The sequence below is a fragment of the Streptomyces sp. NPDC050528 genome, assembly GCF_044457795.1.
In the GTDB taxonomy this organism is placed as follows: domain Bacteria; phylum Actinomycetota; class Actinomycetes; order Streptomycetales; family Streptomycetaceae; genus Streptomyces.
On record NZ_JBITHH010000007.1, the window covers coordinates 1 to 24,549 of the forward strand.

General features: G+C 69.4%; 25 protein-coding genes. 11 read left to right on the forward strand and 14 right to left on the reverse strand.

Annotated elements, in window-relative coordinates; translation table 11 throughout:
• Nucleotides 1-361: cation-transporting P-type ATPase (locus ACIBK4_RS23990; protein WP_398997319.1), on the reverse strand; the 361-nt coding region annotated here is incomplete at its 3' end.
• A gap of 405 nt (nt 362-766) precedes the next feature.
• Between ACIBK4_RS23990 and ACIBK4_RS23995 the strand changes: the two genes are divergently transcribed.
• From ACIBK4_RS23995 to ACIBK4_RS24005, 3 genes are all read left to right on the forward strand, one after another.
• Nucleotides 767-1,618: a slipin family protein gene (locus ACIBK4_RS23995; RefSeq protein WP_398997321.1), complete on the forward strand. Its 852-nt coding sequence runs from the start codon at nt 767-769 to the stop codon at nt 1,616-1,618.
• Between the two features lie 240 nt (nt 1,619-1,858).
• Entirely contained in the window at nt 1,859-2,239 is a 381-nt protein-coding gene (locus ACIBK4_RS24000; protein ID WP_398997323.1) for an STAS domain-containing protein, read from the forward strand.
• Between the two features lie 116 nt (nt 2,240-2,355).
• A complete protein-coding gene (locus ACIBK4_RS24005) occupies nt 2,356-2,964 on the forward strand; it encodes a flavin reductase family protein (RefSeq protein ID WP_398997325.1) in 609 nt (202 codons plus the stop codon).
• Nucleotides 2,965-2,980: 16 nt separating this feature from the next.
• On the opposite strand, the gene ACIBK4_RS24010 is transcribed toward ACIBK4_RS24005, so the two are convergent.
• Nucleotides 2,981-4,072 carry a class I SAM-dependent methyltransferase gene (locus ACIBK4_RS24010; protein WP_398997327.1) on the reverse strand — a complete coding sequence of 364 codons (1,092 nt, stop codon included), beginning with the start codon at nt 4,070-4,072 and terminating at the stop codon, nt 2,981-2,983.
• Between ACIBK4_RS24010 and ACIBK4_RS24015 the strand changes: the two genes are divergently transcribed.
• Nucleotides 4,001-4,654: a TetR/AcrR family transcriptional regulator gene (locus ACIBK4_RS24015; RefSeq protein ID WP_398997329.1), complete on the forward strand. Its 654-nt coding sequence runs from the start codon at nt 4,001-4,003 to the stop codon at nt 4,652-4,654. The two genes, ACIBK4_RS24010 and ACIBK4_RS24015, sit on opposite strands and share 72 nt — an antisense overlap.
• Nucleotides 4,655-4,865: 211 nt before the next feature.
• On the opposite strand, the gene ACIBK4_RS24020 is transcribed toward ACIBK4_RS24015, so the two are convergent.
• Together ACIBK4_RS24020 and ACIBK4_RS24025 are read right to left on the reverse strand one after the other, a co-directional pair.
• The gene (locus ACIBK4_RS24020; RefSeq protein ID WP_398997331.1) at nt 4,866-6,503 is read right to left on the reverse strand and encodes an MFS transporter; all 1,638 of its coding nucleotides are present in this window, start codon (nt 6,501-6,503) and stop codon (nt 4,866-4,868) included.
• Between the two features lie 301 nt (nt 6,504-6,804).
• Entirely contained in the window at nt 6,805-7,260 is a 456-nt protein-coding gene (locus ACIBK4_RS24025; protein WP_398997333.1) for a MarR family winged helix-turn-helix transcriptional regulator, read from the reverse strand.
• Between the two features lie 214 nt (nt 7,261-7,474).
• Between ACIBK4_RS24025 and ACIBK4_RS24030 the strand changes: the two genes are divergently transcribed.
• Nucleotides 7,475-8,443, forward strand: coding sequence for an alpha/beta hydrolase (locus tag ACIBK4_RS24030; RefSeq protein WP_398997335.1), 969 nt, complete (start codon nt 7,475-7,477; stop codon nt 8,441-8,443).
• A 28-nt stretch (nt 8,444-8,471) separates the two neighbouring features.
• Here the strand turns inward: ACIBK4_RS24030 and ACIBK4_RS24035 are convergent, their stop codons facing one another.
• Nucleotides 8,472-8,849 carry a MarR family winged helix-turn-helix transcriptional regulator gene (locus ACIBK4_RS24035; protein ID WP_398997337.1) on the reverse strand — a complete coding sequence of 126 codons (378 nt, stop codon included), beginning with the start codon at nt 8,847-8,849 and terminating at the stop codon, nt 8,472-8,474.
• A gap of 87 nt (nt 8,850-8,936) precedes the next feature.
• On the opposite strand from ACIBK4_RS24035, the gene ACIBK4_RS24040 reads away from it, so the two are divergent.
• Complete coding sequence (locus ACIBK4_RS24040) at nt 8,937-10,412, forward strand: MFS transporter (RefSeq protein WP_398997339.1); 1,476 nt, start codon at nt 8,937-8,939, stop codon at nt 10,410-10,412.
• Between the two features lie 186 nt (nt 10,413-10,598).
• Nucleotides 10,599-10,886 carry a DUF6332 family protein gene (locus tag ACIBK4_RS24045; protein ID WP_398997340.1) on the forward strand — a complete coding sequence of 96 codons (288 nt, stop codon included), beginning with the start codon at nt 10,599-10,601 and terminating at the stop codon, nt 10,884-10,886.
• Here ACIBK4_RS24045 and ACIBK4_RS24050 read toward each other — a convergent pair.
• From ACIBK4_RS24050 to ACIBK4_RS24060, 3 genes are all read right to left on the reverse strand, one after another.
• Nucleotides 10,847-11,512, reverse strand: a complete 666-nt coding sequence (locus tag ACIBK4_RS24050) for a response regulator (RefSeq protein WP_398997342.1) — start codon at nt 11,510-11,512, stop codon at nt 10,847-10,849. The two genes, ACIBK4_RS24045 and ACIBK4_RS24050, sit on opposite strands and share 40 nt — an antisense overlap.
• Nucleotides 11,509-12,717, reverse strand: a complete 1,209-nt coding sequence (locus ACIBK4_RS24055; protein WP_398997344.1) for a sensor histidine kinase — start codon at nt 12,715-12,717, stop codon at nt 11,509-11,511. Before ACIBK4_RS24055 ends, ACIBK4_RS24050 begins: the two co-directional genes overlap by 4 nt.
• Nucleotides 12,718-12,875: 158 nt before the next feature.
• Nucleotides 12,876-13,568, reverse strand: coding sequence for a TetR/AcrR family transcriptional regulator (locus ACIBK4_RS24060; protein ID WP_398997346.1), 693 nt, complete (start codon nt 13,566-13,568; stop codon nt 12,876-12,878).
• Between the two features lie 167 nt (nt 13,569-13,735).
• Between ACIBK4_RS24060 and ACIBK4_RS24065 the strand changes: the two genes are divergently transcribed.
• Entirely contained in the window at nt 13,736-14,185 is a 450-nt protein-coding gene (locus tag ACIBK4_RS24065; protein ID WP_019065153.1) for a nitroreductase family deazaflavin-dependent oxidoreductase, read from the forward strand.
• On the opposite strand, the gene ACIBK4_RS24070 is transcribed toward ACIBK4_RS24065, so the two are convergent.
• Nucleotides 14,175-15,443 carry a geranylgeranyl reductase family protein gene (locus ACIBK4_RS24070; RefSeq protein WP_398997349.1) on the reverse strand — a complete coding sequence of 423 codons (1,269 nt, stop codon included), beginning with the start codon at nt 15,441-15,443 and terminating at the stop codon, nt 14,175-14,177. The genes ACIBK4_RS24065 and ACIBK4_RS24070 overlap by 11 nt on opposite strands.
• A gap of 132 nt (nt 15,444-15,575) precedes the next feature.
• On the opposite strand from ACIBK4_RS24070, the gene ACIBK4_RS24075 reads away from it, so the two are divergent.
• The 3 genes from ACIBK4_RS24075 (at nt 15,576) to ACIBK4_RS24085 (ending at nt 18,345) form a co-directional block, all read left to right on the forward strand.
• Complete coding sequence (locus tag ACIBK4_RS24075; RefSeq protein ID WP_398997351.1) at nt 15,576-16,931, forward strand: dipeptidase; 1,356 nt, start codon at nt 15,576-15,578, stop codon at nt 16,929-16,931.
• A gap of 64 nt (nt 16,932-16,995) precedes the next feature.
• The gene (locus tag ACIBK4_RS24080) at nt 16,996-17,298 is read left to right on the forward strand and encodes a DUF1905 domain-containing protein (RefSeq protein WP_398998247.1); all 303 of its coding nucleotides are present in this window, start codon (nt 16,996-16,998) and stop codon (nt 17,296-17,298) included.
• A gap of 15 nt (nt 17,299-17,313) precedes the next feature.
• Nucleotides 17,314-18,345, forward strand: coding sequence for a protein kinase family protein (locus tag ACIBK4_RS24085; RefSeq protein ID WP_398997353.1), 1,032 nt, complete (start codon nt 17,314-17,316; stop codon nt 18,343-18,345).
• On the opposite strand, the gene ACIBK4_RS24090 is transcribed toward ACIBK4_RS24085, so the two are convergent.
• The 5 genes from ACIBK4_RS24090 to ACIBK4_RS24110 all read right to left on the reverse strand — a co-directional run bounded on the left by ACIBK4_RS24090 (nt 18,342) and on the right by ACIBK4_RS24110 (nt 24,356).
• Nucleotides 18,342-19,412, reverse strand: coding sequence for an ABC transporter ATP-binding protein (locus ACIBK4_RS24090; RefSeq protein ID WP_398997355.1), 1,071 nt, complete (start codon nt 19,410-19,412; stop codon nt 18,342-18,344). The two genes, ACIBK4_RS24085 and ACIBK4_RS24090, sit on opposite strands and share 4 nt — an antisense overlap.
• Nucleotides 19,409-20,506 carry an ABC transporter ATP-binding protein gene (locus ACIBK4_RS24095; protein ID WP_398998249.1) on the reverse strand — a complete coding sequence of 366 codons (1,098 nt, stop codon included), beginning with the start codon at nt 20,504-20,506 and terminating at the stop codon, nt 19,409-19,411. Before ACIBK4_RS24095 ends, ACIBK4_RS24090 begins: the two co-directional genes overlap by 4 nt.
• Nucleotides 20,507-20,523: 17 nt before the next feature.
• The gene (locus ACIBK4_RS24100; protein ID WP_328684993.1) at nt 20,524-21,444 is read right to left on the reverse strand and encodes an ABC transporter permease; all 921 of its coding nucleotides are present in this window, start codon (nt 21,442-21,444) and stop codon (nt 20,524-20,526) included.
• A complete protein-coding gene (locus ACIBK4_RS24105; RefSeq protein ID WP_398997358.1) occupies nt 21,437-22,423 on the reverse strand; it encodes an ABC transporter permease in 987 nt (328 codons plus the stop codon). The genes ACIBK4_RS24100 and ACIBK4_RS24105 overlap by 8 nt, the downstream gene beginning before the upstream one ends.
• A 115-nt stretch (nt 22,424-22,538) precedes the next feature.
• Nucleotides 22,539-24,356 (reverse strand): ABC transporter family substrate-binding protein, encoded by a 1,818-nt coding sequence (locus ACIBK4_RS24110; RefSeq protein WP_398997360.1) that lies wholly within the window; start codon nt 24,354-24,356, stop codon nt 22,539-22,541.
• Nucleotides 24,357-24,549 lie beyond the last annotated feature (193 nt).

Consider the following 24,549-nt stretch of genomic DNA (forward strand, 5'->3'; position numbering starts at 1 on the left):
GGAAGGCCGCAAGTGCCTCCACGGCCCGCTCCGCCTGTACCTCCTGGAAGAACGCGAAGCCCGCGTTGAGCACGATCACCGCCGTGATCGCCACCGCCAGGGTCGGGCTCCCACTGACCCACGCCAGTACCGCGGCCACCGCGAGGACCATGGCCAGCGGGTGGGTGAACTGCCGTGCGAGTTCGGCGGGCCACCTGGTCCCGCCTCGTCGGACCAGTTCGTTCGGCCCGTAGACCTGCGACCTCCGCGCCGCCTCCCGCTCCGACAGTCCCCCGGCCGAACTGCGCAGGTGCTGCAGCAGCAGGTTCAGCGGCTCCAACGGATCGGCAAGCCGTGACCCGGCCCCGTCGCGTTCCGCCACGGGATCACGTACGACATGCTCATGGACCACTGGACCCACCGCCTCCGGAAACGGGCAGCACGCCACACTCCGGCCGGTGAAGACGTTCCTCCCCGGCCCGGGCGGCGCACGCTGCTGATGTGCCGCGGCTCGTGGCAACTGCCGTACGGGCCGCGCTCTCCGTCTCATTGACAGCCGGGACCCGGCATGCCGGGAAGGGGCCACTCGGTCACAGGAAGAGCCGTCCGGTCCCCGTCGCGTCTCCCCCGCTGCGACGGGGACCGTTCGGCCCAAGCGGCCGGCGTGCACCGCGAGGGATGCTGGAAACACAGCGGGCCCGCGGGCCGCATCGCGTCCCACGCCCCGCCGCCCCATCCCCGGGACCTCGCGCGCCAACGACGTGGCCCTCATCCGAGGAGCAGCACCATGGAAGTTCTGGTCTTCCTTCTGATCGTCGTCGCGGTGCTTGCCGTCCTGGCACTCGCGACGGCCGTGAAAATCGTCAAGCAGTACGAGCAGGGAGTGCTGTTCCGCTTCGGTCGCCTGGTCGGAACCCGGTCCCCGGGACTGCGGATCATCATCCCGTTCGTCGACGTCCTGCACCGGGTGTCCCTGCGGATCGTCACCATGCCGATCCAGTCCCAGGGCATCATCACCCGGGACAACGTGAGCGTGGATGTGTCCGCGGTCGCCTACTTCCGGGTGGTCGACGCGGTGAAGTCGGTCATCGCCGTCGAGAACGTCCACACGGCGATCAACCAGATCGCCCAGACCACCCTGCGGAAAGTCGTCGGACAGCACACCCTCGACGAGACCCTCTCCGAGACCGACCGCATCAACCTCGACATCCGCGAGATCCTCGATGTCACCACCGCGGACTGGGGTGTTCAGGTCACGCTGGTCGAGCTGAAGGACATCCAGCTGCCCGACACCATGAAGCGCGCCATGGCCCGCCAGGCCGAGGCCGAGCGGGAGAAGCGGGCGAAGATCATCAACGCGGAGGGCGAATCCCTGGCCGCCGCCGCGCTCGGCGACGCATCCGACACGATGATGGCCCACCCCCTGGCCCTCCAACTCCGCAACCTGCAGAGCCTGGTGGAGATCGGCGTCGACAAGAACACCACCGTCGTCTTCCCCGCCCCCCTCATGAGCACCATCGGCGAACTCGGCTCCTTCCTCGCCCGGGAAACGGCGGCGGCCACCTCCCCGGCACTGCCTGCCGAACTCACCAAGAAGATCCCCGGCCCCACGTCGAACGGCGTGCCGGAGCCCGTGTGACCGTCGTGCGCCGTGCTCGTGCCCGGCGTACGCGAACCTCGGTGGGCCGACACAAGGCGTGTCAAGCACATACGCCGAAAATCGTCCCACCGAGTGAACTCCCCCTACCGAGAGTCATTTTGTCGTGCTGGATGCGGCAACGGGCCATAGCCTGGAAGCCTGTTGCCGCCCCAGCCCCCGGTGGCGAAAGCGTCCCCGCTCCCGAGACATCGGGCTGCCGGGCTCACCGGGGGAATCGCCGTGCAACGGAGCGACAGCGCATGGCCCATGGGGCACATCCGCAGCCAACAGGTCAGTGGATTCACCGTCATCGAGTTCCACGGCGAGATCGACATCGCCGCCGCCCAGCAGATCCTGCCGAACCTGGACGCCGCGACAGCAGCTCCGGGGCGCACCGTCGTCATCGACCTGACTCCGGTCGAGTTCTTCGATGCCTATGGGCTACGACTGCTGTGCCACGCCGACCGACGGGTCACGGAGCGGCACGGCCGGCTGCTGCTCGTCTGCCCGCATCCGATGATCCTGCGGATCCTGCGCGCGGGAAACCTGATCGGCCGGTTCACTCCGCTCAGGGCACGGGACGAAGCCCTGGCGATCGCCGACTCGGAAGCCGCGGGCTGACATCTCCTCCCGTCGGTTTTCGCGTCGGCGCACGGTCCTTGCCCGTGGACGTGCTGTCGGCCGGAACCGCCGGAACGGCGGCGCGACGCCTCAAGGGCATCTGATATATCGCTGGTATGCGCACTGAATACAACCCCGCCCAGCTCGACCCGATGGTGGTCTACCGCCTGCTCACCGCGACCGTCGTACCCCGTCCCATCGCCTGGGTTTCGACGGTCTCGGCCGACGGGACCGACAATCTCGCCCCGCACTCCTTCTTCACGGTCTCGTCGGTCGCGCCGCCCATCGTCCAGTTCACCTCGATCGGTCGTAAGGACTCGCTGCGCAATGTCGAGGCCACCGGGGAGTTCGTGGTCAACCTCGCCCCGGAGTCGCTCGTCGACGAGGTGAACAAGACCGCCACGGACTTCCCGGAAGGAGTCAGCGAGTTCGACGCCGTGGGCGTGGAGCGCGAGGCCGGCGCGCGGGTGAAGGCACCGCGCGTCGCCCGTTCCCCCGTGGCCCTGGAGTGCGAACTGCACAGCACGCTCGGACTGGGCAACGCCACCGTGGTCTTCGGCCGGGTGGTGCACCTCGCGGTCGACGAGACCGTCCTGGACGACGGCCACCCGGAGATCACCCGGCTGCGCCCCCTGGCCCGCCTCGGCAAGGACGAGTGGAGCACCATCGGCGAGGTTCTCGACCTGCGCCGCATCCGGTACACCGACTGGTCCGAGTCGAGCTGAGCAGCCTGGCTGCCCCTCAGTCCAGTCGTCCCCACGCGGCGACCAGCTCCGACAGGTAGAGCGTCGCCCGCACCTCCGCGCACGCGTCCGACAGTCGGCCGCGCAGAGTCTCGACGTCCACGTCCTGACCGTCGGCGACACCGCTGCGCTCGATCAGCGGCAGGAGACTGCGCACGGTCTCGGCGACGAGCGTCATCGCCGTCGAGACCGCGCCTCCGGTCGGCACGGCGACGGCGACGGCGGGGGCGGCCAGGCCCGCGGATCGCAGCACGTGCGGCAGTCGTTCACCCATGTCCGGGTCGCTGCCCGCCTCCCGCTGCCCCGCGCAGATCCACTCCCGGCACCGCGTCACCAGCGGCACGTCGGGGACGGCCCGCGCCCGCGAGATGTTGATTTCCTGGAACGTCACGAGCCCGCCGGGACGTACCAGCCCGGTCAGCTCCTTCACCACGGCCGCCGGGTCGGCGAGATGCATCAGGATCAGTCGGCCCACCAACGCGTCGACAGGCTCCGGGAGTTCGACATCGGGCAGCACATGGTGCTCGAAGCTCACGTTCCGGATGTCGGCCGCGGCGGCGTTCCGGCGCGCGACCTTCAACACCTCGGGATTCATGTCCACGCCGACGACCTGACCGCCCGGGCCGACGATGCGCGCGGCCGCGAGCGAGACTCCGCCCGTGCCGCAGCCGACGTCCAGGACGCGCATTCCCTCCCGCAGGCCGGCGGCCCGCAAGAGGTATTCGGTGCACCCCGCGTACAGCGCGTCCTGAACGTCCAGCCGGACCGCCTCCCCGGAAGTGTTGCCCATCGCGTACGTGGTCGTGTCCGTCCCCGCCATGTCCGTTCGGTCCTCTCGCCGTTCACGAGCACCGGGCGAGACACTGCGTCTCCGTCGCAAAGGCCGGTGCGGTCCAGACTCTGCCAAGGCCGGGCGGCGCCGTCTTTCGCGTCGGCGCACAGCCCTTTCCCCTGGACGTGCTGTCCGGCCGGCACCGCCGAGCCGCAGGTCGCACCGCGTGCGGCATAGAGTCGGCCCATGCCGGACACTGGGCGGATGCAGCCGACGCCCCGCAAGAACCTGCGCGAAGAACAGAAGATCCTCACGCATCGCCGACTGCTCGACGCGGCCGTCACGGTCTTCACCGAGAAGCCGTTCCTCGACGCCCGCATGGAGGACATCGCCCAGGCGGCAGGGGTCACCCGGGCCACGGTCTACGCCCACTTCCCCGGCAAGGCCGAGATCGTCGACGCCCTGGTGGAGCGGGTCTACGGCGTGATGGGCGAGGCATACGCCGATCTGGCCGCGCTGCCGCGCTGGACCCCGGCCGGCATCCGCGCCTGGCTCGACGAGGCCGCGGCCCGCTGGCGCGAGATGGCGCCCGTCCGCCGCGTCGCCAACTCGGCGGCCCCGGCGGCGCTCCGGAGCCTGGGCGAGGGCCGGGTGCAGTACGTCGAGGCGCACGAGCGGTATGTCGCGATGCTGGTCGCTCCCCCGGAGCGCTGGCGGGGCGTCGACCCCGCGGAGGCCCGCCAACGCGCCCTGATGGCCGTCCTGCAGACCGAGTCGTTCTTCGCGGCGTGGATCGCCGTCGAGTGGCCGCTGGAGACCGCCGATCCCCTACGGCTGCTGGCCGACTCCCTGTGCCATCTGCTCGCGCCCGCGGTGGAGAACGACGGCGGCCTCGTCTGATCGCTGGCGGCAGGTGCCGGCCAACGGGACGTACGACAAGGGCAGTTGCCCATCGGACCCCACGGCCGAAGGCCAACTCCCTCGGACAGCGGTCGGCGACCTCGCCTGATCGCGAGCCGTCGGCGTCGGCCAAGGGGACGTAGAACAGGGGTAGTTGGTCCTCGGAGCTACGCACCCGAGGGCCAACTACCCCTGCGTCAGCAGCCGTTGCTCAGCCGCCCCCGCCAACACCCGCCGCCCCGGCGGCCGGATGCGTCGCCGCCGCGGCCTCCGGCTCGGCGTGGGGTGCGCGGGCGCGGATGCCGATGGTGAGGAGGGCGACGGCCGCGGCCACCAGCATGCCGATGCCGCCGACGAGGGCGCAGGTGTGCAGCGCGTCTGTGAAGCTCGCTCCGTAGGCGGCCAGGGCCTGGCCCGTCGCCTCGCCGGTGTTGAGGTGGAGGAAGGCGCCCGCCTGGATGCCGGCGCCGTTGACCATGCCGATGACCTGGCCCTGGTCGGCCGGGTTCAGCCCCGACGCGGCGACGTGTCCGGGCAGGGTGCCCAGGGTGCGGTGGGTGAGGACGACGCCGAAGATGGCGGGGCCCAGGGCGCTGCCGATCTGCCGGAGGGCGCTGTTGGCGGCACCGGCGGTGCTGCCCAGGCGGCGCGGCAGGCTGTTCATGGCGATGGTGGTGATCGGGGCCATGGCCAGCGCGATGCCGATGCCCAACACCGCGATGACCAGGGCCGCTTCGCCGGTACCGGTTGTCGCGTCGAAGAGGTTGACCATGAGGGCCCCGATCCCGCCGACGAGCAGGCCGGTCACCAGCACGAGGCCGGGCGAGAACCGGTGCATCAGCCGGCCGACCACTGGGCCAAGGACGACGGTGAAGCCGTTGAGCGCGATCAGCCGCACCCCGATGTCCCACGTCGAGGCGTGGTGCACGAGCCCGAAGTACTCACTGAGCGAGAAGACCAGACCGACCTGCGCGAACAGGGTGAGCGCCATGACGAACGCGGCCCCGGAGAACGCCGAGGACTTGAACAGCCGCATGTCCAACATCGGGCAGCGCGACCGCAGTTCGACCAGGACGAAGGCCGGCAGGGCGAGCGCCGCCACGACGAACGCGGTGACGACCTCGGCCGAACCCCAGCCCGGGGCGCCGCCGCCCTCGATGACGCCGTAGACGATCGCGGTGATGGTGACGATGGCGAGGAGTTGGCCGGGGATGTCCAGGTGGCGTTCGCGGTCCGAGCGGGAGTCGGTCAGGGCGAAGGTGCCGACCAGGACCGTGACGGCGCCGATGGCCAGGGTGGGCAGGAAGATCCAGCGCCAGCTCGCGTGCTCCACGATCACGCCGTTGAAGAGCGGACCGAGGGTGAGACCCAGGCCGAGGGCGGCCGTCCACAGGGCTATCGCCGCGCCGCGCTTGCGGTGGTCGGGGCAGACGTGGCTGATCAGACCGAGGGTCGCGGGCAGCAGCGCAGCCGTGCCCACGCCGGTGAGCGCCTGGCCGACGCAGACCTGGACGACGCCGTGGGCGGTGAGGGCGACGAGACAGCCGAGACAGGACAGCGTCAGGCCGATCAGATACATCCTTTTGCGGCCGAAGAGATCACCGATGACACCGCAGGTCAGGAGCAGTGCGGCGGTCGGCAGGATGAAGGCGTCGGTGATCCACTGGAGCCCGGTGGTGGACGCGTCCAGCGCCTGCTGGATGACCGGCAGCGCCACGGACACACCGACGACCGGCAGGTAGGAGACGAAGACTCCCACGCAGGCCAGCGCGATGGTGGCGGTGACGTTCCGGGACGGGGCGTTCGGCTGCGGGGACGGAGGCGAGACTTCGGAGGCCAGGGTCGGCATGGCACCTCTCAACACGTCGTACGGGGGCGGATTGACCGGGTGTGAACTGCGCGTGGCGTTCCGTGCGCGGCTACGGCGGGGGTGACGGTGCCGACTCCGTCCATCGCATCCCGGGTCCCGGAATCTGACGTGGTCGTTCGGCTCGAATCTCCATTGACGTAAGCCATTTCTTTTCGGGAAATCGCTTCGGACCGTATACCGGGGACCCGGTCCTGGAGATGCCGTTGGGCCTGCAAACTAAGCTGAACAGCGGCGACCACACACCGCCCCGAGGAGCGGAAACGCGCAGGTGACGGGCGGTTCAGCCGGCGGCAACGTTGGCGGTGATCAGCCGGAGGAGTTGCTTCGCCAGGGCGTCCTGAGCCGGGGTCAGGCCCATGGCGTCGCCGATGGCGAGGGGCACGGCGGCGGCCCGCTCCCGCATCCGCTCGCCGGTGTCGGTGAGGCGGATGGCGACCGAGCGTTCGTCGTCGCGCCGGCGTTCCCGCCGCAGCAGACCGTTCACCTCCAGCCGCTTCAGCAGCGGGGAGAGCGTGCTGGACTCCAGCTGGAGCGCGATGCCCAGATCCCGTACCGAGATCGAGTCCTGCTCCCAGAGCACGAGCATGACGAGGTACTGCGGGTAGGTCAGGCCGAGTTCGTCCAGCAGCGGCCGATAACGGGCGGTCACCGCACGGGAGGCCGCGTACAGCGCGAAGCACAACTGGTCGTCGAGGAGCAGCGATCCCTCGGCCGGTTCAGCGGCGGCTGGGCTCATGGTGCGACTCCTCGCTCCGGCATCTACGACGTCCATGGCATCCATGGCGCGTTTCAGGCCATCGGCCCCACTTTAGCGTTCAGGTCCAGCCGATTCTATCGAGCACGCTTTAGTTGTGCACGACTTAATCGCACGCTACTCTCATCCCTGTGCCGCACCACCGGCCCGGCCCCCGCCGGAACCCGCCCGCGGCACCCGATCCGAGGAGATCGTCATGACCGACAGCACCGCACCCCGCCCGGTCCTCGAACCCGCCGCCCAGGCCTTCGCCGAGGCGACCGCGAACCCGCCCTACCTCTTCGACCTCGCCCCGACCGAGGGCCGCAAGGCGGTCGACGAGGTCCAGTCCGGCGAGATCGACAAGCCCGCCGTCGACGAGGAGTGGATCACCGTCCCCGGCGGCCCGACCGGCCAGGTCAGGACCCGCATAGTCCGCCCGGCCGGGGTCACCGGCACGCTCCCCGTGATCATCTACATCCACGGCGCGGGCTGGGTCTTCGGCAACGCCCACACCCACGACCGCCTCGTCCGTGAACTCGCCGTCGGCGCGGGCGCCGCCGTGGTCTTCCCGGAGTACGACCTCTCCCCCGAGGCCCGCTACCCGGTCGCCATCGAGCAGAACTACACCGTCGCCAAGTGGGTCGTGGAACAAGGCGCGTCGAAGGACCTGGACCCGGCCCGCATCGCAGTGGTCGGCGACTCGGTCGGCGGCAACATGACCGCCGCGCTGACCCTGATGGCCAAGGAGCGGGGAGATGTCCCGCTGGTCCAGCAGGTGTTGTTCTACCCGGTCACGGACGCGAACTTCGACACCGGTTCCTACGACCAGTTCGCCACGGGCTACTTCCTGCGCCGCGACGGCATGCAGTGGTTCTGGGACCAGTACACGACCGACGAGGCCGAGCGCGCGCAGATCACCGCGTCCCCGCTGCGTGCCACGACCGAGCAACTCACCGGCCTGCCCCCGGCGTTGGTCATCACCGGCGAGGCGGACGTCCTCCGCGACGAGGGCGAGGCCTACGCCAACAAGCTGCGCCAGGCCGGGGTTCCGGTCACCGCGGTCCGCTTCCAGGGGATCATCCACGACTTCGTGATGCTCAACGCCCTGCGCGAGACCCACGCCGCCGAAGCCGCCATCACCTTGGCGGTCGACACGCTGCGCAAGGCGCTCGCCGCCAACTGACGTACGGCGGACCGACCCTGACGGAACGTCAGCCGGTCAGCATCTTCGTCAACACCGCACGCTGCAACGGGAGTACCTCACCGTGCAGCGTGCGCCCTTTCTCGGTGAGGGTCACGCGCACACCCCGCCGGTCCTCGGCGCACATACCGCGCTCGACGAGACCATCCTTCTCCAGCCGGGCGATCAGCCGGGACAGGGCGCTCTGACTCAGGTGCACCCGCTCGGAGATCTCCTGCACGCGGAACGCGCAGGACTCGGCGGACAGCACGTCCAGCACCTCGAAGTCGCTTCCGCACAGGCCGTGTTGATGCAGAGCACGGTCGAGTTCGCACTGTGTGCGGGCGTGCAGCGCCAGCATCTCCCGCCATTGGTCCACGAGCGCCTGCTCGGCCTTCTTCGCCGCCATGACAGCGCACCGTAGCAGAGAAGCGGGTTTGTTGCATCGGAATTAAATGCCCTTGCATTCGATGCATGCGCATGTATTGTCTGCGGCATGACCTCTCCGCTCTCCCCTCCCCTGTCCGAGGGACGTTGGACTCCCCGGCTGTGGGGCACCCTGCTGGTGCTCTGCGCCGCGATGTTCCTGGACGCGCTCGACGTCTCGATGGTCGGTGTCGCCCTGCCCTCCATCGGCTCCGAACTCGACCTCTCCACCTCCACGCTCCAATGGATCGTCAGCGGCTACATCCTGGGATACGGCGGGCTGCTCCTCCTCGGCGGCCGGACCGCCGACCTGCTCGGCCGGCGTCAGGTCTTCCTGATCGCCCTGGGTGTCTTCGCGGTGGCCTCGCTGCTCGGCGGGCTCGTCGACTCGGGCCCGCTGCTGATCGCCAGCCGCTTCATCAAGGGCCTCAGCGCGGCCTTCACCGCACCGGCCGGCCTGTCGATCATCACGACGACCTTCGCCGAGGGCCCGCTGCGCAACCGCGCCCTGTCCATCTACACCACCTGCGCGGCCACCGGTTTCTCCATGGGCCTGGTCCTCTCCGGCCTGCTCACGGAGGCCAGTTGGCGCCTCACCATGCTGCTGCCCGCGCCGATCGCCGTGCTCGCCCTGCTCGCCGGCCTGAAGCTGCTGCCGCGCAGCGAACGCGAGAAGGACCACAACGGCTACGACGTCCCGGGCGCGGTCCTCGGCACCGCGTCGATGCTGCTGCTGGTGTTCACCGTCGTCCAGGCCCCGGAGGCCGGCTGGGCATCGGCCCGAACTCTCCTCTCCTTCCTGGCAGTTGCCGTCCTGCTGACCGTCTTCGTGTTCGTCGAGCGGCGCTCCCCCGGGCCGTTGATCCGGCTCGGCGTGCTGCGCTCCGGCAACCAGATCCGCGCCCAGCTCGGCGCGATGGCCCTCTTCGGGTCGTACGTCGGCTTCCAGTTCCTGGTCACGCTGTACATGCAGCAACTGCTCGGCTGGTCGGCGTTGCACACGGCGCTCGCGTTCCTGCCGGCCGGTGCGCTGGTGGCGGCGTCCTCGACGAAGATGGGGGCGATCGTCGACCGGTTCGGTACGCAGCGGCTGATCGTGGTGGGCTTCGCGCTGATGGTCGTGGGGTACGCCCTGTTCCTGCGGGTCAGTGTCGATCCCGGGTACGCGTCGATGATCCTGCCGTCGATGCTGCTGATCGGAGCGGCCTTCGCGCTGGTCTTCCCCTCGCTGAACATCCAGGCGACCAACGGGGTCGACGACCACGAACAGGGCATGGTCTCCGGGCTGTTGAACACCTCGGTGCAGGTGGGCGGCGCGATCTTCCTGGCGGTCGTCACGGCGGTGGTCACCGCGCACGCGCCCGCGCGGGCCACTCCGCAGGCAGTGCTGGACAGTTACCGGCCCGGGTTGGTCGTGGTGACGTTCATCGCGCTCGCCGGGTTGCTGATCACGTTGCCGGGGTTGCGCAGCCGGCGTAGCCAACAGTCCATCGTCGTTGCCAAGTCCACGGTGACGGAGGCGGAGCGGGTGGCGGTTCGCGACTAAGAGAACGGCGGGGCGGCCAGTGTGTCGTCTGCGGGTGCGTCGTGGCTGGTCGCGCAGTTCCCCGCGCCCCTGAGGGGCGCAACTGACTGGGCCGGAATGCGATGCCTCGCCCCGGAGAAACGCCTCACACGTGTGTGCCCGGCGGAGCGATTGCTCCGCCGGGCACACACGTGTGAGACTTTCGGGATGATGATGTATGGGGGACGGCGCACTCAGGCCGAGCGGGATGCGGTGACCGTGGAGATCGGGTACGCGCTGGTCAGCGCGGCGTTCGTGGCGGCGGTTGTCTTCGGTGTGCTCGCCGGGCCGGTGCTGCTCTTCGAACTGCCGGACTCCGTGGGGACGTTGCTGGAGCGGGTGGCGATCGTGCTCGTGCCCCTCGTGTTCTTCCTCCGTGTGGCGACCGTGCTGTACCGGTATCGGCAGGGCACCGGTCAGCCCAGCCAGCCGGGGCGTACCAACCCCGACTCGTAGGCCAGCACGACCAGTTGGGCCCTGTCCCGGGCGCCCAGTTTCACCATCGTGCGGCTGACGTGGGTCTTCGCGGTCAGCGGGCTCACGACCAGGCGGCGGGCGATCTCCTCGTTGGAGAGGCCGATGCCGACCAGGGCCATCACCTCCCTTTCCCGCTCGGTGAGTTGGGTGAGGGCGTCGGCGGTCGCGGGTTCCTTGGAGCGGGCCGCGAACTCGGCGATCAGGCGGCGGGTCACGCCCGGCGACAGCAACGCGTCGCCCTCGACCACCGCCCTTACCGCGCGCAGGAGTTCGTCCGGTTCGGTGTCCTTGACCAGAAAGCCGGAGGCGCCGGAACGGATCGCCTCGAAGACGTACTCGTCGAGTTCGAAGGTCGTCAGCATGACCACCTTCACGTCCTTCAGGTCACCGTCCCCGGTGATCCGGCGGGTCGCGGCCAGGCCGTCGAGCAGCGGCATGCGGATGTCCATCAGGACGACATCGGGGCGCAGTTGGCCCACCGCGCGCACGGCCTCCTCGCCGTCGGACGCCTCGCCGGCCACCTCGATGTCCGGCTGCGCGTCCAGCAGCGCCTTGAATCCGGCCCGGACCAGGGCCTGGTCGTCGGCGAGCAGTACGCGGATCACCGGTCGTCCTCCTTCGGCGTGACCTTCAACGGCAGTACGGCGAGCACCCGGAAACCGCCGTCCGGGCGGGCGCCGGCCTCGATCGTGCCACCGAGTGCGGCGGCCCGCTCCCGCATTCCGGCGAGCCCGTTGCCGCTGCCCCCGGCGTCCGCGCCGGTCGCGGGCCCGTCGTCGTCGACGCGCAGCCGTAGCGCACCGCCTTCGTGCCCGATGTGCACGCGCGCGTGCCGCGAGCCCGAATGTCGTACGACATTGGTGAGTGCCTCCTGGACGATGCGGAAGGCGGCGAGGTCGGTGTTGGGCGGGAGGCGGGGCGGTGTTCCGTCGACCGCGACGGTGAGGCCCGCGCTCGCCGCCTGCTCGACCAGTTCGGGCAGCCGGTCGAGGCCGGGAGCCGGGGCGCGCGGGGCGTCGCCCGGGGCCCGCAGGGTGTCGAGCACCTGACGGACCTCGCCCAGCGCCTCCTTGCTGGCGGCCTTGATGGTGGTCAGCGCCGTACGGGCCTGCTCGGGGTCGGAGTCGAGGAGCGCGAGGCCGACGCCCGCCTGGACGTTGATGACGGAGATGCTGTGCGCGAGGACGTCGTGCAGTTCGCGGGCCATCTTCAGCCGCTCCTCGTCGGCGCGGCGCCGGGCCGCCTGGGCCCGCTCGGCCCGCTCCCGGGCCCACTGGTCGCGGCGGGTGCGGGCCAGTTCGGAGATCGTGGCGAAGGCCACCAACCAGGTGGCGCCGACCAGTTCACCGCCCCAGGGCATCGCGTGGTCGTGCGCCGGGGGCAGCCAACGGTAGAGCCAGTGCGAGATCAGGACATGCGCCGCCCACAGCACCCCGAGCGCGGCCCACGCGGCCCAGCGCCGCCCGGCGACAACCGCACTGAAACACCCGAGGGCAACGGTCACGAAGACCGGGCCGTACGGATATCCGGCCCCGAGGTAGAGCACGGTGGCGAGCACGGTGCCGAAGGCCACCCACACGGGGTACCGGTGCCGCCACAGGAGCACCCCCGACCCGGCGATGAGCAGCACGCGCCCGAGGAAGTCGAGGTGAACACGGTCGGGCTGACTGTGCGAGGCGAAGTTGCTCCCACCCAGCACAAACACGGCAACCAGCAACGTAGAACGCCACGGCCACCGAGCCGAGTCCCCCCACGGCGGCCCGTGCCGCCACCAGGGCGGTCCCCAACCGCCAACCCGCTGCTCATCCATACAAGTCACGCTAGACGCCAAGCCCCGCCAACGACGTCAGCCGAAGGGAGCGACCACCCATACTCCCCGGGAAGTACAGCGCCCCGTAGGGGCGCGGGGAACTGCGCGACAGGCCCCCACCGGCTCGCAGCAAACGAACTACCTATCGAGCGGAACCCTCACTCGCCGACGAGACCCACCCCGAGCGCGAGCCGTCGTACCGCATGCCGGAAAAACACCTCCCGCTCCTCCACCACACGCCGAAACTGACCGAAGAGCTCAAAGCTGACCATCCCGTACAGCTCAGCCCAGGCGCTCACGAGAGCCACGGCCACCGCGGGCGGAAGATCACCGGCAAAGTCCGCAACCATCCGCTCCCCCTCGGGGCGAAGTTCGGCAGGGAGCGGAGGCTCAGTCAGGGTGCCGGCCTGGTGCGCGTCACGCGTGATGCCAATGAGGAGGAGGGCAACCCGCGCAGCAGACGCAACGGTGGTCTCGGGAGCGACGTAACCAGGAACCGGCGACCCGTAGATCAACGCGTACTCATGCGGATGCGCAAGCGCCCACTCCCGCACCGCCTCACACACAGCAACCCATCGCTGCAACGACCCCGCATCCACAACCCCGGCGTGTGCAGTCTCCGCGGCCTCCCCGACGGAGTCGTACGCGTCGATGATGAGAGCGGTCAGCAAGTCATCGCGGCTGGGAAAGTACCGGTACAGCGCGGAGGACACCATGCCCAGCTCACGCGCCACGGCCCGCAGCGACAGCTTCGACGCCCCCTCCGCGGCAAGCTGTCTGCGCGCCTCGTCCTTGATGGCCGCGGTGACCTCGATCCTGGCTCGGGCGCGGGCGCCTTGTGTGGTGCTCATACGAGCCAGTGTGGCACGGATCCAGAGCAGCGCACACAAACAAGAGCACCGAACAAAAAAGAGAACACCGCTCTTGCTTTGGAAAGCCAACCCGATGCAGACTGTTCCCAAGACCGAGAGCAGTGCTCACAAAAGCGAGCCACGCTCTCCGAAACCCAGGAGTCGACATGAGCACCCACGTCCAAAAGCCCGGCTGGTTCACCGTGAACGTCTTCAACCGTGCCGTCGCCTGGTTCACCCGCCGCGGTCTCAGCGTCTGGGGTTCCCGCGTGCTGGCGGTCCGCGGTCGGAAGAGCGGCGAGTGGCGGACCACCCCGGTGAATCTGCTGACGGTGGACGGACAGCAGTACCTCGTCGCCCCGCGCGGGCACGTCCAGTGGACGCACAACATGCGCGCGGCGGGTGGCGGCGAGCTGCGGCTCGGCAAGAAGGTGGACGCGTTCACCGCGACCGAGGTCACCGGTGACGACAAAGTGCCGCTGCTGCGCGCCTACCTGAAGCGGTGGAAGGCCGAGGTCGGGGTGTTCTTCGGAGGAGTCGGTCCGGACTCCTCCGACGACGAGCTGCGCCGGATCGCCCCCGACCACCCGGTGTTCCACGTCACGGTCAGGAGCTGACCTCGCCCTCCACGGGCTCCGTGGGCTCCACGCGCTCCACCGGCTCCGCGTTCCTGCGGTCCATCGCGGTCAGCGCGCGCTGTGCCATCGGATGGCTGCGCACGAGTTCGCCGAGCGTCGTCGAGCCCCGGGTGATGTCCATGAAGGCCTTCCAGGCCGGCCGGAAGCCGGTGAGGGCGGCGTGGAACAGACCGGGGCGCTTCTCGAAGATCGCCAGCATGCTCTTGCCGACGCTCATCTCGACGCCGAGCCCCGCCTTGATCGCGAACGCGTAGTTCAGCGCCTGGCGCCGGGTGTCCACGGCGTCGTGCGCCTCGGCGATCCGCACCGCCCACTCCCCCGCGAGCCGCCCCGACCGCAACGCGAACGAGATGCCCTCCCGGGTCCACGGCTCCAGGAGTCCCGCCGCGTCGCCGCACACGAGCACGCGCCCGCGTGACAGGGGCGAGTCGTCCGCCCGGCAGCGGGTCAAGTGCCCGGAGGAGATGCTCGGTTCGAAGCCGGCGAGGCCGAGCCGGGCGATGAAGTCCTCCAAGTACCGCTTGGTGGCGGCGCCTTCACCGCGCGCGGAGATCACGCCGACCGTGAGCGTGTCGCCCTTGGGGAAGACCCAGCCGTAACTCCCGGGCATGGGGCCCCAGTCGATGAGCACCCGGCCCTTCCAGTCCTCGGCGACCGTCTCCGGCACCGGGATCTCCGCCTCCAGGCCCAGGTCCACCTGGTCGGTCTTGACCCCGACGTGCGCCCCTATGCGGCTGGCGCTGCCGTCGGCGCCGACTACGGCCCGCGCGAGCACCGTCTCGCCGCCCTGGAGGACGACCGCGACCGTCCGCCGGTCCGGGACCGCCGAGCCGTGCTGCTCGACTCGTGTCACTGTGACGCCCGTGCGCAGTTCGGCGCCCGCCTTCTGGGCGTGCTCGACGAGCTGCTGGTCGAACTCGGGCCGGTTGATCAGCCCGAACAGCATCTGCCGGGACCGGCGCGTGCGCGTGAACCGGCCGTTGTTCGAGAAGGTTATGGCGTGCACCCGGTCCTTCAACGGCAGTTCGAAGCCGGGCGGGAGGGAGTCGCGGGAGGGTCCGATGATGCCGCCGCCGCATGTCTTGTAGCGGGGCAGCTCGGCTTTCTCCAGCAACAGCACGCGCCGTCCCGCGACCGCCGCCGCATAGGCGGCCGAGGCCCCCGCGGGTCCCGCGCCCACCACGACGACGTCCCACACCCGCTGTTCGTCGTCTGCCGAAGAGTTCTCGCTGCTCACGATGGTCTACTGCTCCCGATCAAGCCGCTGCCGCACCTGTCCCCCGCATCCTACGGCGGACATCGCCACAGACCGCTGTGGGAGGATCGACGGCATCATTCGTACAACGTCGCACCCACAAGGAGCGTGCCCATGTCGTCGAATCCGGTCGCCGAGACCGTCGCCTCGCTGATGCCCACGGCGCGGACCGAGCTCGCCGAGCTCGTGGCTTTTCGATCGGTGGCTGACTTCGACCAGTTCCCGAAGAGCGAGAGCGAGGGCGCCGCGAACTGGGTCGCCGACGCGCTGCGCACCGAGGGTTTCCAGGACGTGGCCCTGCTCGACACCCCGGACGGCACACAGTCGGTCTACGGCTTCCTGCCCGGCCCGGAGGGCGCCAAGACCGTTCTCCTGTACGCCCACTACGACGTGCAGCCGCCGCTGGACGAGGCCGGCTGGACGAGCCCGCCGTTCGAACTGACCGAGCGCGACGGCCGTTGGTACGGGCGCGGTGCCGCCGACTGCAAGGGCGGCTTCATCATGCACCTGCTCGCGCTGCGCGCCCTCAAGGCCAACGGCGGTGTCCCGGTGCACGTCAAGGTGATCGCCGAGGGCTCGGAGGAGCAGGGCACCGGCGGGCTTGAGCGGTACGCCGAGGAGCACCCCGAGCTGCTGAAGGCCGACACGATCGTGATCGGCGACACGGGCAACTTCCGGGTCGGTCTGCCGACGGTCACCTCGACCCTGCGCGGTATGACCCTGGTGCGGGTGCAGATCGACACCCTCGAAGGCAACCTGCACTCCGGCCAGTTCGGCGGCGCCGCCCCCGACGCGCTGTCCGCGCTGATCCGCGTACTGGACTCGCTGCGCGCCAAGGACGGCTCGACGACGGTCGACGGGCTCGCCGCCCAGGCCTCCTGGGACGGGCTGGCATACGAGGAGGAGCAGTTCCGCCAGGACGCCAAGGTGCTGGACGGCGTCGAGTTGATCGGTTCCGGTTCGGTCGCCGACCGCATCTGGGCCCGCCCGGCCGTCACGGTTCTCGGCATCGACTGCCCGCCGGTCGTCGGCGCCACCCCGTCCGTGCAGGCCGGCGCCCGCGCGCTGGTCAGCCTGCGGGTGCCGCCGGGCGTCGACGCGGCCGAGGCGACCAAGCTGCTCCAGGCCCACCTGGAGGCCCACACCCCGTGGGGCGCCCGCGTCCGCACCGAACAGATCGGCCAGGGCCAGCCGTTCAGCGCCGACACGACCAGCCCGGCGTACACGGCGATGGCCGACGCGATGGCGGTCGCCTACCCCGGCCAGGAGATGCAGTACGCCGGCCAGGGCGGCTCCATCCCGCTGTGCAACACCCTCGCGGCCCTCTACCCCCAGGCGGAGATCCTCCTCATCGGCCTCAGCGAACCGGAGGCCCAGATCCACGCGCTCAACGAGAGCGTGTCTCCCGAGGAGTTGGAGCGGCTGTCGGTGGCGGAGGCGCTGTTCCTGCAGAACTACGCGGGCAACTGACCGCGTCCTGAAGGTTCTTGGGGACTTGGGGAAGCTTGGGGACTTGGGGAAGGGCGCCGAAGCCATGCGGTTCGTCTTCACCGGCCGGGTGATCGAGTGGCGCGGCCCTTCGCCGTACTACTTCGTCCCCGTGCCGGACGAGGAGTCGGCGGACATCCGTGAGGTGGCCGCCCTGGCCTCCTACGGGTGGGGTGTCATCCCGGTCGAGGCCACGGTCGGCGAGGTGGTGTTCACCACGTCGCTCTTCCCCAGGGACGGCGGCTACCTGCTGCCGCTCAAGAACGCCGTGCGCAAGCCGCGGGGTCTCGCGGCGGACGACGAGGTGCGGGTGGAGATGTCCGTCCGCCTCCAACCGGGCGTCGACTGACCGAAGATGGAGAGCATGGCTCCTCCCTCGCGTCTCGCCGCCCACAGCGACATCGCCACCTCCCTCGCCCTGCTCTCCGACCACGAGCTCGCCGAACTGGTCGAGGCCGGCACTTCGTTGGGCACCAGCGTCGGCGGTCGCTCGGCGCTGATCGAGGTCGACGGCAGAAAGGTGTTCGTGAAGCGGATGCCGCTCACGGATGTCGAGCGACGGCCGGAGAACGTCCGGTCCACGGCCAACATCTTCGACGCACCCGCCTACTGCCACTACGGCATCGGTGCCGTCCCCAGCGCCGGCTTCGGCGTCTGGCGTGACCTGGCCGTCCACGAGATGACGACCAACTGGGTCATGTCCGGCCGCTTCCCGGGCTTCCCGCTGCTGCACCACTGGCGCGTGCTGCCCGACGCGGGGCAGTCGCTGCCCGACGAACTCGCCGACGTGGAGCGGAACGTGGCCTACTGGGGCGGCGGCCGTGAGCACATCGAGGCCCTGCGAACGACGTCCGCGAGCCTGACCCTGTTCATGGAACATCTGCCGCACACCCTGCACGACTGGCTCTCCGAGCAGCTGCGCACCGGCGACCCCGACACCGCCTGCGCCCTCGTGGAGCAGGGCCTCGAAGCAGTCACCGGCTTCCTCCGCGAGCACCAACTCACCCATTTTGACGTCCACTTCGGCAACGTCCTCACCGACGGACACGAGCTCTACCTCGCCGACTACGGCCTCGCCCTCTCGCCACGCTTTCAACTCGCGGCGGACGAGCGGGACTTCTACGACCGTCACCGGCACTACGACCGCGCCTACGCCTTCTCCTACCTGGTGCACTGGCTCGTCGTGGACCAGTACGGCTACGACAGGGACGAGCGCCAGGACTTCATCCGCGCCTGCACCGACGGCAAGCAACCCGAGGGCATCCCCGACGCCGCCGCCGGGCTCATCTCCCGGTACGCCCAACTCGGCGCGACGGTGGGCGAGTTCAACCGCCGTCTGTGCGACGAGAGCAGGCTGACCCCGTACCCGTCCGCCGAGGAACTCGGGCTCACCTAAAGCAACTCCACACTCTCCGCGTAGTGACAGGCGACCGGGTTGCCGCCACCCCGGTCCACCAACGCCGGTATCTCCTCGACGCACGACGTCCGTTCGCTGTCGGTGAGTTGGTTGGCGAACTTGGGGCAGCGGGTGCGGAAGCGGCAGCCGCTGGGCGGGCGGACCGGGCTCGGGACGTCGCCCTGGATGGTGATGCGCTTGCGGGCGCGTTCCTTGCGCGGGTCGGGCAGCGGAATGGCGGAGACCAGGGCCTGGGTGTACGGGTGCGCCGGGCGGGCGAACAGCTGCCGGGCGGGGGCGATTTCGACCAGGCGGCCCAGATACATGACGGCCACCCGTCCTGCCACGTGCCGCATCACCGACAGATCGTGGGCGACGAAGAGGAAGGACAGGCTCAGTTCGCTCTGCAGGTCCATCAGCAGGTTGAGGACGCCCGCCTGGATCGACACGTCGAGCGCGGAGACCGGTTCGTCGAGGATGATGACCTTCGGGTGCAGGGCCAACGCCCGTGCGATACCGATGCGTTGGCGCTGACCGCCGGAGAACTCGTGGGCGAACCGGTTCCCGTGTTCCGGGTTGAGGCCGACCAGGCGCAGGAGTTCGCTCACCTCGCCGCCCGCCCCGGACCCGTACCGGCCGTGGATGCGCAGCGGCTCGGCGACGATCTCGTGGACGGTCATCCGCGGGTCGAGAGAGGCGTACGGATCCTGGAAGACGATCTGCAACTCCCGCCGCAGCGGCCGCATCTGACGTCTGCTCAGCTCGGTGAGTTCGTGCTCGCCGTAGCGGACCCGGCCCGAGGTGGCGCGTTCCAGGCCGAGGACGGTGCGGGAGATCGTCGTCTTGCCGGAGCCCGACTCGCCCACCAGGCCCAGGGTTTCGTTCTCGTAGAGGTCGAAGGAGACCCCGCACACGGCGTGCACGTCGCCGACGCGGCGGCGGATGACGCCCTTGGACATCACCGGGAAGTGTTTCACCAAGTCCCTTACCTGGAGGACCGGTTCGCCGGTGCCGCCGTGGCCGGGCAGCGGCGGCAGGGGGGTGGCGGCCTGCGCGGGCGCGGTCATACGGCGTCCTCCTCGGGGTTCGTGGCAGGGGCCGCGTCGGCGAAGCGGGCCAGGGCCTCGGTGTCCGCGCCGACGGCGTCGAAGACCTGGCCCGCGCCGGTGTCGACGAGTTCGTCGGCGAAGTGGCAGGCGCTGAGGTGGAGGTCGCCGCCCGCCCGGCGCAGGGCGGGTTCGTCGGTGTCGCAGACGTCGCGGCGCATGGGGCAGCGGGGTGAGAAGGGGCAGCCCGGTGGCAGGTTGAGCAGGCTCGGCGGTGAGCCGGTGATGGGGGTGAGCCGTGCCTCCTCGCGGTCCATGCGGGGCAGGGAGCCGAGCAGGCCCAGGGTGTAGGGCATGCGCGGGGTGTAGAAGATGTCCTCGACGGAGCCGGTCTCCACGATCCGGCCTGCGTACATGACCGCGACCCGGTCGGTGTGGCCGGCCACCACCCCGAGGTCGTGGGTGATGAGGACGAGGGCCGCGCCGGTCTCGGCGCGGGCGGTCTCCAGGGCTTCGAGGATCTGGGCCTGCACGGTGACGTCGAGGGCGGTGGTCGGCTCGTCGGCGATGATGACGTCCGGGTCGTTGGCCATCGCGATGGCGATCACGACGCGCTGGCGCATACCGCCCGACATCTCGTGCGGGTAGTTCTCGATGCGCCGTTCGGGGCTCGGGATGCCGACCGTGCCCAGCAGGTCGACGGCGCGTTTGCGGGCGTCGCCGTGTTTCATCCCCGGGTTGTGGCGGAGCAGGGTCTCGCTGATCTGATAGCCCACGTTGTAGACGGGGTTGAGGGAGGTCATCGGGTCCTGGAAGACCATCGCGATGCCGCTGCCGCGCAGGTCGGACAGGCGCGCGTCGGACAGGCCGAGCAGCTCCGTGCCCTCGAAGCGGACCGAGCCGCGCACCTTGGCGCCGGTCGGCAGCAGCCCCATCACAGCGAGGGCGGTGACCGATTTCCCGGACCCCGACTCGCCGACGATGCCCAGCGATTCGCCCCGGTCGAGCCGGTAGCCGACGCCGCGTACGGCCCGTACCGGCCCGTCCTCGGTGGCGAACTCCACGCTGAGGTCCTCGACTTCGAGCACGGCGGACGTCACGGGGACCTCCCGCACTCCATGACTCGTGGTCGTCACTGTCGCACCCTTTGCTGCCGGGGGTCGAAGGCGTCGCGCAGTCCGTCGCCGATGAAGTTGATGGTCAGCGCGATGGCGATGATGAACGCGCCGGGGATGTAGAAGAGCCAGGGCCGGGTGTCGACCGCGGTCTGGGCCTGGGAGACCAGCAACCCCAGGGAGGTGTCCGGGGGTTGGACGCCGAAGCCGAGGAAGGAGAGCGCGGTCTCGGTGAGGATGCCGGTCGCCACCAGGATCGTCGCGTTGACGATGATCGGGCCCAGCGCGTTCGGCAGCAGATGCCGGAAGATGATCCGCGTGTCCGAGGCACCCAGTGCCCGTGCCGCCTCGATGAACTCCTTCTCGCGCAGCGACAGCACCGAGGAGCGCACCACCCGGGCCACATACGCCCAGGTCAGTCCCGCGATCACGATGGCGATCCAGTACCAGGAACCGCCGGTGCGCGAGGAGATGACCAGCGCGATCGCGAACAGCGGCAGCGTCAGCACCAGGTCGGCGATGCGCATCATGACCGCGTCGACGATGCCCTTGTAGAAGCCGGCGACGGCTCCCCAGATCGCGCCGAGCAGCGTGGAGCCGAGCGCGATCATGATGGCGATCTTCAGCGAGGTCTGGGTGCCGCGCATGACCTGTGCGTAGCCGTCGTAGCCCGAGGAGTCGGTGCCGAACGGGTGCTTGAGGGAAGGGGGTTTGGAGTTGTCCTCGGTGTACTTCTGGTACGAGTAGTGCCACAGGTGCGGGCCGATGAACGCCCACAGGATGATCAGCACGAACACGACCAGGCTGACCATCGCCGCCCGGTGGCGCACGAAGCGGCGCAGCACCAGCTGGGTCTGGGTGCGCTGCCGTACGGTGAACTCGTGGTCCCCGCGCGGTAGTTGAGTGCCCGCGGACCCAGGTGCCTCGATGTCAGTCATAGCGGATCCTCGGGTCGAGTACGGCGTAGAGCAGATCGGCGATGAGGTTGAACCCGATGACGACGACGGCGGAGAGCAACAGCCAGGCCATGGTGCGGTAGACGTCGAGCGTGGTCGCCGCCTGGACCAGCATCTCGCCCATGCCGTGCCACTGGAAGATCGTCTCCGTGATCACCGCGCCGCCCAGGATGATCGCGATGTCGAGCGCGGTCACGGTGGCCAGCGGGATGAGCGCGGTGCGCAGCGCGTGCCGGGTCATCACCTTGCCGCGCCGTAGCCCCTTGGCGCGGGCGAGCCGTACGTAGTCGCTGTTGAGGACCTCCAGCATGGAGGCGCGGGTGTAGCGGGTCCAGGACGCGAAGGAGACCAGCGCGAGGGTGATGGTGGGCAGGATCAGGTGGCCCACGTGATCGGTGAACTCGTTCCAGGTGGTGTCGACTTCGAGGTACGGCGACTTCTCGCCGATGGTGCCGAGGAACTGGCTGCCGGTCTTCTGGTTGAACCAGATCCCGGCCTGCTTGAGCAGGACCGCGAACCAGAACACCGGCATGGCGAGGAACAGGAAGCCGAAGAAGGTGATCGTGTAGTCGGCGGCGGAGTACTGGCGGATCGCGCTGAACACCCCGAACACCACGGCCAGGATCAGCGCCAGGATCATCGCGGCGGCGACCAGGGTGATGGTCACCTTGAAGCGGGTGAACAGGTCGTGCCCGATGTTCAGGTTGGCCTGCACGGACGGGCCGAAGTCGCCGTGCAGGACGCCGGTGATCCAGTTCCAATAGCGTTCCATCACCGGCTCGTTGGCGTGGATGTGCCGGGCGAAGGCGGCCACCGCGGCTTTGCTGGGGGCGGGTTGGCGTGAGGTGGCGAAGTTCGCCACCGGGTCGCCGGAGTTGATGACGACCAGGAACACGACGAACGTCGAGACGATGAGGACGGGGATGGAGACGAGGATGCGACGCACGGTGTAGGCGAGCATGCGGTCTTCTCTCGGAGGCCGGCGGGTCGTGGAAGCCGTCCGGGCCGGGCCCGGCCCCCGGTGTCTGCGGGGGCCGGGCTCGACGGGCGTGCCGGTGGAGCTGTCAGCCGTAGGACTACTTCTTCAGGCCCCACGCGCCGGTGTTGTAGGCCGGGCCGACGTTGGTGGAGTTGTTCCGCATGTTGACGAACCGCGTCTGCGTCGCGAAGAACGTCGGCTTCTGGTAGAGCGGCAGGACGTAGGCGTCGTTCACCATGAGCTGGTCGGCCTGGTTGAGGAGCGCCGCGGACTTCGTGGCGTCCGTCTCGCCCACGGCCTGGGAGATCAGGGCGTCGGCCTTCTTGTTGCTGTAGCCGCCGTAGTTGCCGCCACCGCCGGTGAACCAGTTCTGCTGGGCGCCGCTGCTCGGGAAGGGTGCCGCGACCCAGGCGAAGACGATGATGTCGTACTGGTGCCCGGCGAGGACCGTGCCGAGGTCGGCGGCGCCGATCGGCTTGATGGTGACCTTGATGCCGAGGCTCGCCAGGTTGCTCTGCAGGATCTGGCACTCGCTCTGCCGGATCTGGTTGCCGGTCGTGTAGCGGCAGTTGAAGGGTCCGACGGCCTTGCCGTCCGGTGTCTTCAACGCCGTTCCCACACCGGTGAACTTGGCGGCCGTGAGGTACCCCTTCGCCTTGGTCAGGTCACCCGATCCCTGACCCGTGCTGCTCACCACGTCCTTGTAACCGGCCTGCCCGGGAACGAAGTTGTGGTTGCCGAGCGGCTTCACGGCCGGGTCGAACTGGCCGACCGTCTTGGCGATGATGTCCTTGGTGTTGATCGCCGTGAACATCGCCTGCCGCAGCGCCAGATACTTGCCGAGCACCGGGTTGTGCAGGTTGAGGTCGAAGTGCTCCCAGGTCAGCCCGTTGCCGATGGTGTACGTGATGCCGGGGATGTCCTTGACCTGGTTGACCAGGTCCACCTCGGGCTGCGGGTAGATCGCCTGAACCTCGTTGTTCTTCAGGGCGGTCGGCTCCTGAGTCGCGTCCGAGATCACCTTGAAGATCAGCCGCTGCAGGGTCGCCTTCTTCGCGCCGGTCCACTTGGGGTCGGGCACATAGGTGGCGTGGTCGTTGTCGACCCACTGCTGCATCTTGTAGGGGCCCGCCGTGGGGTACTTGGTGGGCGGTGTCTTCAGGAAGTACTGCCAGGCCTGCGCCATCTGCGCGGCGGTCATGGCGGTGGCGTCACCGGCCTTGGCGCCGGAGATCTTCTCGGCGGTGTGCGCCGGGTAGAGCGGATAGCCCGCGCCGAACAGGGACTTCCAGTCCGAGTACGGCTGCGACATCACCATGGTGAAGGTCTTGCCGTTGTCGGACGGGGTGAGGGACTTGATGCGGTCGTAGCCGGCGGTGCTCTGCGGCAGACAGCCCTTGGTCTGCGTGGAGTCGCTGGCGGGCGGCGGCGGGCAGTCCTTACCGTTGTTGGTGCGCCAGTAGTAGATGAAGTCGTCGGCGGTGATGGGCGTGCCGTCGTTCCACGCCGCCTTGGGGTTGATCTTGTAGACGATCGTCTGCGGGCTGGTGCTGGTCTGGGTCGCCGAGGTCACCAGGTCGGTGTTGAGGGCGACGGTGAAGTCGGGCTGGGGTATGAACACCTGCGGCAGGACGACCTCCAGGGCCTCCCCGTTCTCGAAGGTGTTGCCGTTGACGTCCTGGACGTTCCACTGCTGGATGTTCTTCTCCAGCACGTAGGTGAACGTTCCGCCGGACTTGGTGGTGGCTGAGTTGCAGGTATTGGCCTTGCCCACGGTGTTGCAGGACGTGAGCCCGGCCGAACTGCCCTTGTCGGAGCCGCCGCCCCCGCCGCCGCTGCTGCAGGCGGTGAGCACCAGGGCGAGCCCGGCGGCGAGTGTGAGGGCCCGGGTGAGGGCCGAGGATGGCGCGCGCATGTTCCTCTCCTTCGACCGGCGATTTGTCCGGTCCCGTCAAGGCGGCCGGCGGCCGCGAGAGAACTGAGCTGCGCAAAGACGTTAGGGCTCCGATGTACCTTCTTCACGTTGTTGTTCATACCGGGAAGGCGACAATTCACCCTCGCTTTGTTATCGGAATGACCGGCACCCCGCAAAATCGCCAGGTGGTGTC

Coding starts and splice junctions, on each gene's coding strand:
- ACIBK4_RS23995 (WP_398997321.1), top strand. CDS start 767: ATGGAAGTTCTGGTCTTCCTTCTGATCGTCGTCGCGGTGCTTGCCGTC.
- ACIBK4_RS24005 (WP_398997325.1), top strand. CDS start 2,356: ATGCGCACTGAATACAACCCCGCCCAGCTCGACCCGATGGTGGTCTAC.
- ACIBK4_RS24015 (WP_398997329.1), top strand. CDS start 4,001: ATGCCGGACACTGGGCGGATGCAGCCGACGCCCCGCAAGAACCTGCGC.
- ACIBK4_RS24010 (WP_398997327.1), bottom strand. CDS start 4,072: ATGCGTGAGGATCTTCTGTTCTTCGCGCAGGTTCTTGCGGGGCGTCGG.
- ACIBK4_RS24020 (WP_398997331.1), bottom strand. CDS start 6,503: ATGCCGACCCTGGCCTCCGAAGTCTCGCCTCCGTCCCCGCAGCCGAAC.
- ACIBK4_RS24025 (WP_398997333.1), bottom strand. CDS start 7,260: ATGAGCCCAGCCGCCGCTGAACCGGCCGAGGGATCGCTGCTCCTCGAC.
- ACIBK4_RS24030 (WP_398997335.1), top strand. CDS start 7,475: ATGACCGACAGCACCGCACCCCGCCCGGTCCTCGAACCCGCCGCCCAG.
- ACIBK4_RS24035 (WP_398997337.1), bottom strand. CDS start 8,849: ATGGCGGCGAAGAAGGCCGAGCAGGCGCTCGTGGACCAATGGCGGGAG.
- ACIBK4_RS24040 (WP_398997339.1), top strand. CDS start 8,937: ATGACCTCTCCGCTCTCCCCTCCCCTGTCCGAGGGACGTTGGACTCCC.
- ACIBK4_RS24045 (WP_398997340.1), top strand. CDS start 10,599: ATGATGATGTATGGGGGACGGCGCACTCAGGCCGAGCGGGATGCGGTG.
- ACIBK4_RS24055 (WP_398997344.1), bottom strand. CDS start 12,717: ATGGATGAGCAGCGGGTTGGCGGTTGGGGACCGCCCTGGTGGCGGCAC.
- ACIBK4_RS24060 (WP_398997346.1), bottom strand. CDS start 13,568: ATGAGCACCACACAAGGCGCCCGCGCCCGAGCCAGGATCGAGGTCACC.
- ACIBK4_RS24065 (WP_019065153.1), top strand. CDS start 13,736: ATGAGCACCCACGTCCAAAAGCCCGGCTGGTTCACCGTGAACGTCTTC.
- ACIBK4_RS24075 (WP_398997351.1), top strand. CDS start 15,576: ATGTCGTCGAATCCGGTCGCCGAGACCGTCGCCTCGCTGATGCCCACG.
- ACIBK4_RS24080 (WP_398998247.1), top strand. CDS start 16,996: ATGCGGTTCGTCTTCACCGGCCGGGTGATCGAGTGGCGCGGCCCTTCG.
- ACIBK4_RS24085 (WP_398997353.1), top strand. CDS start 17,314: ATGGCTCCTCCCTCGCGTCTCGCCGCCCACAGCGACATCGCCACCTCC.
- ACIBK4_RS24090 (WP_398997355.1), bottom strand. CDS start 19,412: ATGACCGCGCCCGCGCAGGCCGCCACCCCCCTGCCGCCGCTGCCCGGC.
- ACIBK4_RS24100 (WP_328684993.1), bottom strand. CDS start 21,444: ATGACTGACATCGAGGCACCTGGGTCCGCGGGCACTCAACTACCGCGC.
- ACIBK4_RS24105 (WP_398997358.1), bottom strand. CDS start 22,423: ATGCTCGCCTACACCGTGCGTCGCATCCTCGTCTCCATCCCCGTCCTC.
- ACIBK4_RS24110 (WP_398997360.1), bottom strand. CDS start 24,356: ATGCGCGCGCCATCCTCGGCCCTCACCCGGGCCCTCACACTCGCCGCC.